Here is a 14,905-nt window from a genome sequence, read left to right as displayed (position 1 = left end):
AATAAAAATTCAAAGCATAAAATGTATAATATTAATTATGTCTATAAATAAAGAGAGTTTTTTAAAATCTAGATTAATCCCTGCATTAATAATGTTAATTGCATTAGTTGCTTTATTGGTGCTAACACGATATAGTTTTTATTGATCATATCCATTATATCAAAGCTCATTAGGTGGTTTTTGAGCAGTGCGAGCAATAGCATTGATTTTTGTTTTCATTTTTGCATATTGAATCTTTTTTGAAGTTTCCTTAGCCTTTTTACAGCATAAAATTTATGCTGCTATTCAAGCACTGTTGCTAAATTCATTAATGTTTTTAGGAACTAATTTTTTAAACTTAGTTATCACATCAAGTAATATAAGCAGTTTGGATGCTTTTGAATTAAGATTATGAACTGATTGACAAGCACACTTGATGTTATTGGTTAATGTTCTTATTTTTATTATCTTTAGAATTATCATTATCAAAAATCTTTATTTTACAGAATTATTTTTAAAGGCATTGTTGTTTTTACTAACTAGTTTAATATTAAGTTTTTTCATAAAAACATTTTTATTTTTAAACACTGTTTCATCTGGTTTAGAATATATCCTCTTATTTATTTTAATCGCTGTTAGTTCGGATATAGGTGGATATTTTGGTGGAAAATACCTAGGACATAAGATGTTTAAAAATAAAATGGCACCATTAATTTCGTCTAAAAAGACTTGAGAAGGTGCTTTTGTAGGGTATGTTGCTGCACTAATAATTAGTTTTGTGTTTATTTATGCTTATTTTGGAGTTGCAAAGGGGTATGATATTAATACCGATGTTGCATCTGTTCTAAATTCATCTAAAAATACCACTGCTGCAATAGTTATTTTACTTACATTAGCGCCAATTGCTGCAATTACAGGTGATTTATATTTTTCTTTTATAAAACGTAAATTAGCAATAAAAGATTTTTCGAGAATTTTAGCAGGTCACGGTGGAATTGTTGATCGAATCGATAGTATTTCACTAATCTTCTTTATTTGAACATTTTTAGCATTATTTAGGGGATAAAATGAGTTTTTACAAAGATCGCACCTTTGCAAACTTTGCTTCAGAAATTGGTTTAGGAAATATTGAAGCATTTTCTGAAGCATACATTGCTGCAATTTCAGAACTGCAAACACGAAATTCAAAAAGAATTATCGAAGTAGATTTAAAGCTACCATATGCACCAAAAATAACTGATTTAGTAAAGCTTCTAAAAGCATTAAAAAGCGAACGAGGAAGCAAATACCGTGTTATTTATAGCATTAATGACTATGTTATCGATGCTCCGATGTTTCGTGATTATATTACCACTATTATTAAGTCAAAAACAAAAAGTAAAATGTTTGTAAATTTGGATAACATGCTAAATCAAACACCTAAAAATCTTTATGTAAATCATGAAAATCAAAAGTGATTTATTTTATACGATGATGCAAGTATTAAGTACGAGGTAGTTGAAGCAATTGAATTTTTAACTAAAAAAATGCACGAATTTGGTTTATTGAAATTTCAAATCGGATCTCAATTTTATGAAAAAGTTATTGAAGAAGAGATCCCTGATGTTGATTTAAATTTAGTATATCAAAAACTCAAAGAAGAACAAGTTAGAGTTGAAATCCCTGCACAAAATAGCAATAAACCGTTAATCAAAAGAAAATCAAAAGAGTATTATAAAACATCAATCAAGGATATTGATAATTTAGACCACAATAAAGAACAGCATTATATTAGTGTTGAAGGAATGATTTATAAAACCGATATATCTGATAATGCAAATTACAAAATTAATAAGTACTTTATAACAGATTTTTCAGATGCGTTGCAATGTATTCAATATCTAAACAATGATGCAGAACAAGTTGAAACCTTTAAAATAAATGATTTTGTCAAAATCAACGGGGTATTAATTTTCAAACAAGTTGGTGCTGAATACCGTCGAACATTAAGAATTTATTCAATTACAAAAATTAATAATCCTATTTCACTAAGAGTTGATGATAATGAAGAAAAAAGAATCGAATTAAATACAAAATCCAAGATGAATGCAATGGACAGTGTCTTTGATGCAGCTGATATAGTTAAAATTGCTAAACAAATGGGACATAAAGCAGTGGCTATTTTAGATTCAAATAGTGTGCAATCTTTCCCCAAATTTGTTGCTGAAGCAAAAAAAGCAGGAATAAAACCTATTTATGGAGCAAGTTTAGATTTAATAAATGAAAATAACCAAATAATATTAACAAAAGACTTTGATGCACATATCAAATTAGTTGAAAGTGAATATGTGATTTTCGATATTGAAACAACTTCACTTTCTCCCAAACTAGGTGAAATAATTGAATTTGGTGCTACTGTAGTTCAAAATGGTAAAAAAATAGGTAGTGAACAATTTTTTATCAAATGCAACAGTAAGCTCTCTGAATTTACTCAAAAACTTACCAATATAACTCAATCGATGCTGGATGATTATGGATTAGATTTGAAAGTAGGATTGCAAAAAATCTATAATTTATTAAATAACAAAATCGCTGTAGCACACAATGCTAATTTCGATATGCATTTTATCTTACAAAAATTTATCGATAATAATATGCAACTTCCTAATACAGTTTTTATCGATTCATTGATGATTTCTAGACTTTTATTTTCTGATAAAAACAAGCACTCATTAGGAGATTTTTGCAGTTATTTCAATGTTGAATACAACTCATCTGTAGCACACCGTGCTGACTATGATGCAGAAATACTTTCTCTTGCTTTTATTCAATCGCTTTTTAGTTTTCAACAACAACAAGTATTGACACTAGGTGATTTATATCATTATTTACCTAATCCTGAAGCATTTTATAAAAAAGTTCGTTCAAATTATCAATACAGCATCTTGGCTAAGAATCAGTTGGGATTAAAAGAACTTTTTCAGCTGGTTTCAATGACTCTAACACAAAGATTTTGAGGACAACCAAAACTTTTTTATAATGATTTACAGGGTAAAAAGAATATTCTAATAGGTTCTGGTGGACTAAAAGGTGAATTAATTAATGCACTAATATATTCATCAGATTTGAAAATAAATGAAGTTATAGATCGCTGTGACTATATCGAAATTCCGCATATTGATGCATTAAAACATTTATATATAAACACTGAATATACAAAAGAACAGATTGAAAATCTTTTGAAACAAGTTATCAAATTAGCACTTTCAAAAAACAAAATTGTTGTAGCGATCGGGGATTGTCGTTATGAAAATCCTAATGATCAAATTTTTTATAAGAGTCTTGTTTATGCAAAAGGCCTAGGTGGAAGTCGTCATTTTTTACTTAAAACCAAAAATAGCAAAGAAGAACGTAGCAAAGATAATGAAGATGATAATCAAAAAGACATAATAAAACGAATTGATTTTACTGTTATCCCCGATTTATATTATTTAAATACCAAACAAATGCTTGAAGGCTTTAGTTATTTAAATTTTGAATTAGCTAAGCTAATTGTAATTGATAACAGCCATAAAATTTCACAGATGATTGATGATGACATCGTTGTTATTAAAGATAAATTGTATACACCTACAGTTGAAAACTCAAAAGAAAAACTTAAGAATTTAGTTTATCAGACTGCAAAAGATAAATATGGAGAAAATTTACCACAAATTATTTCAGAACGCATCAAAAGTGAATTAGATCCCATTTTAAAATATGACTTTGATGTGATCTACTGAATTTCACATCTTTTGGTTAAAAAATCACTTGATAACGGGTATTTAGTAGGAAGTCGTGGTAGTGTCGGTTCTTCTTTAGTTGCAACTTTAGCGGGTATTACCGAAGTAAATCCTCTTCCACCACATTATATTTGTGATAAATGCAAGCATTTTGAATTAGTTGAAAATCCACCTACCACATCCGGCTTTGATTTAGATGATAAAAATTGTCCTATATGTGCAACTATTATGGATAAAGATGGCAATTCAATTCCGTTTGAAACTTTTTTAGGTTTTAATGCCGATAAAGTTCCTGATATTGATTTAAACTTCTCAGGTGATTATCAAAAAAATATTCATGATGAAATCAAACATATCTTTGGTCAAGATAAAACTTTTCGTGCTGGGACAATCTCAACAATACAAGGACGTACAGGTTTCGGTTATATAAAAAATATGGCTGAAGAATTTAATATTCCATACTCAAACGATTTTATTGACTTTTTATCAACTAAATTAGAAGGTGTCAAGCGCACAACTGGACAGCATCCGGGTGGAATCATTATCATACCAAATCAATTTAGTGTTGAAGACTTCACCCCGATTAATTTCCCTGCTGATGATATTAAATTAGATTGAAAAACTACACATTTAGATTATCGTGCAATTCATGATAATGTTATAAAATTTGACATTTTAGGACATGTTGATCCTACAGCAATTAAAATGTTAGAGACTTTAACAGGTTTAAATGTCAAAACTGACATTCCTAAAAAAGATGCAAAAGTGATGTCGCTTTTTTATTCAACAAAAGCTATGAACATCAAACCAGATGACATCGGTAATGAAACAACTGGAGCATTAGGATTACCAGAATTTGGTACACAATTTGTTCGTAAAATGCTTGCTGAAGCACAACCTAAATCATTTGCTGATTTAATTTCGCTTTCTGGCCTTTCACACGGAACCGATGTATGAAAAGGTAATGCACAGGATTTAGTTAAAGAACACGGTATGTCATTGAACGAAGTTATCTCCTGTCGCGATGATATTATGAATTTTCTTATCTCGCTTGGTGTTGATCCACTTTATTCATTCAACATTATGGAAAAAGTGCGTAAAGGGAAAGGATTAACACCTGAAGAAGAAAATGAATTACGAACACATAATGTACCTGAATGAGCAATAAAAAGTATGAAATTAATTAAATATATGTTTCCAAAAGCACATGCTACTGCTTATGTTTTAATGGCATGACGTGTTGCTTGGTTTAAATTATATAAACCGTTAGAGTATTATGCAACTTATTTTAGTACTCGTGTTGAAGAATTTGACTTAGATACCTTAGTAGAAGATATTGGGATGCATAAAATAAATGAAAAAATTCGTGAATTAAATGCATTGGTAAATCCTAAAGTGAATGACAAACAACTTCTAACTACCTTAGAAATAGCACGTGAATGCTATGCTCGTGGATTTAGCATCAGTAATATAAATTTAGAAATTTCAAAAGTTAAGGAATGAGTTATTGATTATGAAAATAACTGTCTAATACCTCCATTTACAACTATTAAGAGTTTAGGTATTGCTGCTGCCGAAAAACTTGTTGCTGCCCGTTCTGAAATGAAATTTAAATCACGTGAAGACTTTAAAACACGAAGTGGAATCAATCAAACTTTGTATAAAAGGTTATTAGAACTTAAAATACTAGATCACTTGCAGGAAAATGATCAAATGACTTTATTTTAATCTAACAAAACATGTATTTTGTTCATACAGGTTTTTGTAAAATGAATAATAAAATCTGTAGAATTTGCTAATATTTTTGTATACTTAAAATAACATGTAAAGAGGTTATTATGAAAAATAAAAAATATAAACGCATCATTTCCAAATTATTTATTTCTTCTGCTATTTTACTTCCTACAATTGCATCAGCTTGTACATCAAATGATAATGGCAATTATGGTTCAAAAAAACCAAAAAATAATCCTAAAAATGATGAAAATAAAAACACTTTAAAAGTAAATAATATAACAGTTGATAATGTAACTGATAATTCTGCTGCTATTGAACTTTATTTTAGTGCGACATTGCATAAAAATGATCAATTAAAAATTGCTCTTATGGATTTGAAGACTTCTATAATAAGAAATATAGTGCAAAATGTGAATATAAACAGTAATCGTGTAAGAGTAAGTATCGATGGATTAAGTCCTAATACAACTTATAAAATAGATAATTTGTTGCAAAATAATAATAAGATTGGTTTTTTAAATACAGTTGATAATCGCTCTTTATCATTTACAACTTTAAATCAAGAATCAAATGGTAGCAAAGATGAAAATGGTAACAACCAACAAGGAAAAAATGGTGATGGAGATGATAAAAAAGGATCAGAAAATCCACAAAATCCACATTCTGGCAATATGCCTGATAAAGAACACGAAGAAAGCAAAGAACAAAATCCTGGTTCTGAAAATCAAAATCCAAATAATCACCAAAAAATTGATATTAATGCAACTGTTAGCAGTGTTAGCTACCAAAATCAATTCAATGTTTTGCTAAAACTTGATTCAGATCAAGATTTAGCAAATAAATTTGCACTAATTACAGTAAATCCAATAGACAGTAATAATCAAGTTATTAACCAAGATATTACATCAAATATTGTTACTATAAATGATAAAAATCTTTCATTTAGTTTTAATAATCTTGATTTTAATAGTAAATATCGCATTAAATCAATAGATTTCTTTGAACAAGGAAGCGAAAATCAACTTTCTAAGCTTGATAACATTTCAATTAATAATTATCCAGAATTTAATACACCTTCATTAAATATAAATGTAACTTTTAATGATAATCTAAGTCAAAATCAAGATAGTTATGTGTTAGGTTTTAATACAAATTCTGATTTTAATGGTTATATAGAGTTAAAAGTGGTAAAATCAAGCGATCAAAATCAAGAATATAGATCACTTAGATCGAGTTTGAAACATAAACAAATCAGTTTTTTAAACCTAGATCCGAACACAACATATATTATTAAAGGTGTAAGTCTTTATTCTGATGCAGGTAGTTCAAATCCATTAAATGTAAACATGACTTTCCAAAATAATAAAACTTTTACAACACCAAATCAAAAAATACAATCGAATGCTTTATTAGAACCTAAATATAGTGCAATTAAACAAAATAACATTCCTGTTGTTTATGATTTACAAAATACAGCAACTAGCAAAACAAGTGATCAATTAACTTTGGACAGTATTAAATCAAACAACACAAATCATAGTGATTATTTTACTCAAAAAGAAACAAGCGAAAACAAGCAAAATAATAGTACATTTGCTCAATTAAAAAGTTATATATATGATTCTACACATCAAAAATACAGATTAAATTTTTTAGTTCCTAACTCTTTTGCAAAAGCATACACACTAAAAATTCGTAAGAATAATGTCGAAGAAAGTATATCAGCAACCTCAATGAAATATGATCATTATCTATATGAAATACCATATGATCACTCTGCGACAATTGACTTAATTGGATTGATAGATGACAACAATCAAAGTATTAAAACATTCAATAGTAGTTTTGGAATCCATCCATATACATTTAATTTTGATACTACTGTTGATGCAAACATCAGAAGCATTTCAATACAACCTAAAACAGGTAATAACATCGATGTATTTGTTAAAGTTCGGAAGAAGACTTATCCAGATCGTTTAGCATATCTAAATAATACAAAATTAAAGGTATGACGCAATAATAACATCGTTGAAGTAACTGCTACTAGAAGAATTGATGATTATCATGCAACCATTTTAGCTGGTGATCAAATTGTATCATTTGTTTATAATACTAGCACCACCACACAAATACATGATTTACCATTAACTGAAATTAATTTTGATTCAAGTAAAAATACATATGATATTAATTCAATAACAGTTGATCAAAATGCTCAAAAAGTGAATGTTACATTAAATTCTAATGTTACAAATGCTAATAATCTAAGTTTTATAGTTAAAGGAATTGATCACAATATTCCATTTATTCGAACTATAACCCCAACAATTAATAATAATATTGCAAGTTTTGATATAAATCAACTTTCAAATGCAAATATTTCATATGTTATAACTAATATTTTATTAAATGATGGATTTATTGATTTAAGTGAAGATAAAAAATACCAATTTAATATAACAACAATTGAAAATAATAATTTAAGTGATTTTAATTATTATATGGATCAAAATACTAAAAAAGTTTATGCCTCTGCTTTCTTTAATTTTAATTCACATAACTTAAAATACCTAAAAAATATGTACTTTGATTTTATGTTTGAAAAAGAAACACAAAACTATGATAATCAATTAGTATTAGGATTTGAACCCACAAAGCACATAATGGTAAGATTTGATGATTTATGAAAATTTGAACTACCTAATTTTAATGAATATATTAAATATACACTAAAAAAAGTCCGGATCGTAAAACCTGTTACCTATAAACAATTAGCTACTATTGATGTTGCTGCAAACCTACAAAAAACACTGGCATATCATTTTAATTATGCAAGTGTTGATCAAAATAATTTCTCTGCAAACGGAATTGAACGCAGAACCACAAATGATTTTAGTCGCTATGATTTAAGAAAAAAATGACTAGCAAATGACGCAAACGATACTGTTGATTTTAGTTTATATAATCTATGATCTGTTTCAGAATATTTATCCGATTATACATTCATCAAGGATCGTGAATTTTTAAATCAAGCATATCCAAACCCGATTGTATATAAATTTAACAAAAATTCAGAAACCAAAAAAATTCAACTTTTTGGTCCAAGAGAACAAGTTAAAGCAAAATTATTTAACATTGATAATTCAAACAAAACCACTTCATTAACTAAGAAATTATCTAATTTTAAAAACCTTGATCAAATTCCTGAAAATGAATCATTAATGATGTTTGATTTTGAATTTGAATTACATGATCGCACAAATTATGACTTATACTATGCTTACACAATAAATTCAACAGTTCGTTTACCTTTTAATTTAACCAAACTCAAGCAAACTGGTAAATTAGAGAACTTAAACTTTTATTTTTATCAAATTTTTACTTCACAAGCTGTTCAAGAACACAACTATAATAAAATAAATGCAAAATTTAGTTTTAATTTATATTATGATAGTTCTAACAATACTATTACCTTAAAAGTAATTTCTAAGGATAAAGATTATAATTTTACCCAAGATATAGCCACACATAATATAGGTTTAGAAAAAAATGTTTTCATCGGGCCTGCTAGAATCGCTGTAATTCATACAAATGAAAATGTTAAAATCGAATACAACTCAGATAAAGTTGATGCATTATCAAACTTTAATCCAAAAATATCATACCTAAATGAAAATATAAATAAAAACTATGATTTTAGCTTTTCTCCAGGTATGTCAGTTGATGATATAAAAACTTGACAATCAAAACGTTTATTTAAAGAAGATAAATCAGATGCTGCTGACTTAATGCGACAACGTGCATTTAGAATCAGTGTAGGAACTTGAAACTTAATTGGTAAGGTTAAACCAGATGATGATAATGATTATCGCTTCTATGTAATGACTAACCACCATGTTGCTGTGCATGTTCCAGTTCCAAATACTCATACAAGTTTTTACATTCCAACTTTATTAGATCGTCCTGCTGCAGGAACATACCAAACTGGTCCTAGTGTACAAGATGGAAAATTGACTAAAATTTATGCGTTTGAAAATTATAAATATAATTATCAACTGATCAAAGATTACTATAATATCTGAAGTTTCATTGATAACGAAGGAAGATATCAAAAAGATAACAAAGCAGCAAATCAAGACTTAGTAATTGCAACAATTGATTTAAGATCTATTTTTGAGCAATATCAAGGAGTAGATTTATCAAAAATTCAAATGGATGCACAAACAAAAGAATCAATTAAATACATTTTAAACTGAAAAAACTTGGCACCTACAAAACTCAGTAATGAGGTTAAATACTTACAAGATTTCGATGCATTAAATTGATATGTTGCTTCCTTTCCTGGTGAAAGAACGATTGGTCCTGAAACGGTTAAATCAATCCGTTATCGAGAATACTTATTAATGTATATGCCATACTTTATGAATGATTTTGATTATGAAGAAACAAGATATAAATCAACCAAGATATCATTCAACCGTGAAGGGATTGATTTAGCCGGTGGTGCATCAGGTAGTGGTGTATACGATGAAAAAGGTAATGTAGTAGGTCTGATAACCGAAGGATGAAATTCATTTGATGGAGCTATTTCGGCACACTTATTCGCTGGACAAGTACGCAATGTTTTCGGTTCAAAAGACAATAAAATTAATCAAGATTCATTTTATGAATATATCAAACACAATAGTTTCTTATATCCTAAAAAATATACAGATATTTATTGAGATGATGACATAACAATCAAAAATAATCAAAAGACTAACTAGGAAGGTATAATGCAAAAAACTCTAAAAGAACTTGAAAACAAAGTTGTTTTATCAAAATTAAAAGGTGCAATTCTTTGTAAATTATTTGATTTTAAAGGAATGACATATTTTTTACTGGCTTATGAACGTAATAAAACTAGAAGAAGTATTAGGGATTTTGAAAATGAATATGATATTTTCTTAAATAATTCACTAGATTTTATTCCTGTTTATATTAATGTATCCACATTATATAGAATTGATAAAAAACTCTTTCAAACATCGTTTGTTAAAAATAAAAAAATTATCTTAGATAAAAACACCATTGATGTTTTTGCACATGAACATTTATTAAGTTCGGTATTAGATTTTACAAAATATGACACCGAATATAGAGGTTTAATTGAAATAACATCAGAAAATAATTCAACAAACTTTAATATCCTTTATTTAGGTAATGAAATAAAATTTTACTTTTACATCATAACTAATATAACTGAAATGGAATCAGAATATAATGATGAAATCGCAGAGATATCCAAATCATCTGATGATCCAAACAATAATGCAGCAAAAAAAGAATGAGAAGCAATCAATAGAAAGATTAATATAATCCATAAAGATATTTCATGAGAAATTAGTGATATTGAAGAACATAAAGAATTATCATACGAAATAACAAGAAGGTTTAAGAAGTTTGTAGAAGAAAATAACTTTGAACCCTATGCATATAGTCTTAATCAATTACATCTTATTTATGAAGGCTTATCTGATGGATTAAATGTAAAGGAATATTTAGACCCTAATTTAGAGCCTGCTGAGATGAGTTGAATTATGAAATCCTTGAGATCAAAAGATGAAATAGAGGAAAAACCTGATGAATCAATTTCTGATGGTGATAATATTTTTTTCTCATCAAGAATCATGAAACCATTAACCATAAAAAGTAAAATTAAAAAATAATTTAAATTTGTTTAAATACTATATATAGATAAAAAAGTCGTATTTATAAATATTTTATAAATATTACACAAAATAATGTTAATAAAATTTATTTTTGTGAAAATTAAAAAATGAAAAAAATAGCAATTTTTACCTTAATTATTGCTATTTTTTTAATCTTTTTAGTTTACTTGTATAATTTTGTGCTATTATTTTCATAACTTACTTTTTCATACAAAGTATATGCTTTACCAATAAAACATATAACTAAGGAAATTATGACAGCAAAACAGTTATTATCAACTTATTGAAACAAAAGTGCTTTTCTATTTGAGTTTTTCGCTTCTTTTACACTTGTATTTTTTATTTTGTTATGACTTTTAATAAAATATATGCATAAACCCAAAAACGAAAAGCTTTTTAATACCATCGGATTCACATTAGCTACTTTTTTAGCATTTATCATACCATGAGCTTTATCATACTTCACCGCAAATGTTCCTGCATTTCCACAGCTAAATCCATTAAGTGTGATTTTACAAACTAGATTGCAAGGATTTAGCATTTCTACAGGTGAGGCAGGGACATTAGATAAAGGTGTTTACTATTTAATAGGCGGGCAATTTTCAGGTGCTTTTGGTGGATTAATTGTTTTTGCTGGAATATTTTTCTTAGTAAAAAATTCATTATCTAAAAGTAAGGAATATAAAGAAATTTTTCAAACTTTACAAATTTGAGATTTATTAAAAGTAAGACATCCATATAATGAAAGTTGATGAAAATATATTATCAAAGAATTTATTTTTATTACAACTTTTGTTATTATCGTTCCAATGTTAGGTTATATCAACGACACAAATTATGGAACAAACCCTTACTTCAAACTTTTTATAACATTAATAGTTGTTTGAATCTTTTTATTTATTTCAAGTTTTTTTGGTTTCTTTGCCTTTGATATAGTTTTTAATGTGATTGCTTATTTATTAATAGTTATTGAAATTTTATATCATCTAAAAAGTATCAAATCAAATGATCAAAAAACAAAACAAATAAAACAATTAATGTTATTAGAGACTATAAAAATCACCACAACACTTTTATTTACTGTTATTATCCCACTCATTTACGGAATTGTTGCAGTTGAAATAGGCAAAAGTGTTCCAATGAAACTTAATTTCTAATCTATAAGAAAGGCTCTATGTTTAAAAAATTTAAAAAATTATTTTTGTCTTTATCCCCTATTGTAATTGCTCCAGTTGCAATCGCTTGTTCACACCAAGCGACCGTTAAAAAGGAAGTTGACCCAAAACAACAAAAAAGAGATGAAATTACAAAAGCACTTGCTTCTGATAAACTTACACCTGAACAAAAACAGGATTTCCAAAACAGAATCGGACAAGCAAACACCCTTGAAGATCTTAGTGCAATTTTTTCTGATATTAATGCAGTAATTCAAAAAGCAGCAAATACACAACAAAAAACCAATCCTGAACCAAAACCAGGTACACCACTAGACCCACAGCAAGTTGAACTTAAAGCACTTCGTGCCAAAGGAAATGCAGATAATAAAACAAAACTGACTAATGAAACATTATTTTTAAGAAGAATTAGTGATTATTTTAAATATAACGATGTTTCTTCACAAGTATTACAATTTAAAGCTAATACTAATGCATCAAATATAACTTTTAAAAACCTAAGTAATAACAACTATATAACTGATTACCTCGATTTTAACGATGCTGCATTTACACAAATATTAAAAGACAAAAAACTAGTAACTGATGAACAAGCTGCTAAGTTATCATATGAATATGACTATCACAACATTCGCCAAGATATCAATAATAATAATGACATCATAATTCCAATGAAAATTCTTATCCCTGTTGAAGCAACAGGAAAGAATTTAAATTTAAAGGCTGAAACCAAAGTTAATTTTGTTCTTAAAGGAATAAAATTATCAACAAGTGATGAAAAAAATTACAAAGATGTAAATGATTTATCTAAAAAGTTGCAAAATTTAACACAAGGTGATGCAATTAAAATATCTATTAAAGATAAATCTGATCCTGCTTTTGCTAAAATTCAAGCATTAATCGATGATAAATCAAATGCTATTTATAGTTTTGATGATTTAAATCGTAAACAACTTGCATCGATGTTTAATTTAACATATCCAGATTTTTCTAATTTACTTAGTCCATATAAAAATAAACAAATTATTAAAATTTTTATTGATGATGTTAATTTTACTCACTCACCGAAAATCGATCAGTTAACTGTTAAAATCAGAATTGCAAATGGTTATGATAATACCCAAAAAGGATATGAAAAATTTCCTTTTGCAAATGTAGGATTTAACAAAATAATTAACCTTACATTTGATAAAGACAACACAGTATTACGTGATGAAAAAATTCGGGCAAACTTATTAGCAAAACCCGCAAACTGAAATATTTATAACCAAAACTTTGAAGAACAAGGATTCAAAGACAATGTTTCAGATATTACCATTTTACCAATAAACTATGATTTTAAATACCTTAAAGACTCATTTAAATCAACTGATTATCGCAATGGATATTTAACTTTTACTGCTATATATGATGGTAAAATCGTAAAACTACAAAAACATATTGGAGTAGGTAAATTTGCTGAAATCTTTGATAGCAACTTTATGCAAGCAAATCCACATGCATATAACTTCCATGCTGGACATCTTACATATTCTGATTTATCAAGAGTTAATCAGTCAATTTATAACGATTATGGAAGCAACTTATTTTCAGGAGGTTATGATTCAACTCGTTCATTTTATTTAGATGATGTTAAAACCCCGATCGCTATCCATGTTGGTGAAGACTATTTAGCCAAAGAACACACCCCAGTTATCGCTCCTTATGATGGTGAAGTTGTCGCAGTATATAATGCACACCTTTCAAATGCACAAATCAAAACAGGACAAGGTGTAGGAACTGTAATGCTCACAAGAGTTAAATTAACAAAACTTAACCTTTCACCTAAAATTCTACAAGAATACTTCGGAACTTATGATACAAACGATGATCGTTGAGTATACATCGGATTTATCCACTTAGATGCTAACTTGACAATGAACAATAAAACCTTTAATTGATCACCTAAAACAATCACAATTGGAAAAGACAAGTCAGTTCGTGTATATGATATTTTAGATAATGTTTCTCCGGCACACCCACAACCTTTTAAAAAAGGGGATACACTTGCTTATTTAGGAACATCAGCAACTAACGGAGGTTGAATGCCACATGTGCATGTAACTACTTATGCAAATAATACATTATTGACAAACGACAACGACTTTCAAAAAGCATTAACATCCGCAAACCTTTATGGTGAACGTGTTGAAAAATATAACCCACAAGATCCTAAAGTTAATCCATTTACTGCTCGTGTTGATGGGATATATATTGCAAGAAACACTGACATAGAAGCGGGTAAAAAACCAATTTTTAAAGTTGATCCTATCACAGGGACACCAACAAAAGATACTGTTCCAAGCGAATTATTAAGATGAGTGTCAAATCCAATCCAAGGTTTTGAAATTCGTAGATCGGTTTTTGATCCTAACATCTTATTTAAAATCAGAGGCCCACAAAGTTATAGATTTGATATCGAAGACTTCTTTAGAATTAGTGATAATAAATAATTTTATAAAATCTCCTTTTTCAAATGGAGATTTTAATAATAAACTTT

The 14,905-nt window shown here is 27.9% G+C and carries 6 protein-coding genes; all 6 read left to right on the top strand.

From position 1 onward, the window contains the following. The first annotated feature begins 37 nt into the window (after positions 1-37). Entirely contained in the window at positions 38-1,045 is a 1,008-nt protein-coding gene (locus tag ACXYRN_RS00675) for a phosphatidate cytidylyltransferase (protein ID WP_458607295.1), read from the top strand. A 1-nt stretch (position 1,046) separates the two neighbouring features. After that, the gene (locus ACXYRN_RS00670; RefSeq protein WP_458607294.1) at positions 1,047-5,468 is read left to right on the top strand and encodes a PolC-type DNA polymerase III; all 4,422 of its coding nucleotides are present in this window, start codon (positions 1,047-1,049) and stop codon (positions 5,466-5,468) included. 110 nt (positions 5,469-5,578) lie between these two features. Then, positions 5,579-10,246 (top strand): hypothetical protein, encoded by a 4,668-nt coding sequence (locus ACXYRN_RS00665; protein WP_458607293.1) that lies wholly within the window; start codon positions 5,579-5,581, stop codon positions 10,244-10,246. Positions 10,247-10,255: 9 nt separating this feature from the next. Beyond that, the gene (locus tag ACXYRN_RS00660) at positions 10,256-11,188 is read left to right on the top strand and encodes a hypothetical protein (protein ID WP_458607292.1); all 933 of its coding nucleotides are present in this window, start codon (positions 10,256-10,258) and stop codon (positions 11,186-11,188) included. Between the two features lie 257 nt (positions 11,189-11,445). Next, positions 11,446-12,348 (top strand): MAG4940 family membrane protein, encoded by a 903-nt coding sequence (locus ACXYRN_RS00655; protein WP_458597296.1) that lies wholly within the window; start codon positions 11,446-11,448, stop codon positions 12,346-12,348. Positions 12,349-12,365: 17 nt separating this feature from the next. Then, complete coding sequence (locus ACXYRN_RS00650; RefSeq protein ID WP_458607291.1) at positions 12,366-14,858, top strand: MSC_0775 family lipoprotein; 2,493 nt, start codon at positions 12,366-12,368, stop codon at positions 14,856-14,858. Positions 14,859-14,905: the final 47 nt, after the last annotated feature.

It is taken from the genome of Mycoplasma sp. 4423 (assembly GCF_054353855.1).
Note: the sequence above shows the minus strand (reverse complement) of the source record. Positions and strands in the feature narration are given on the sequence as shown.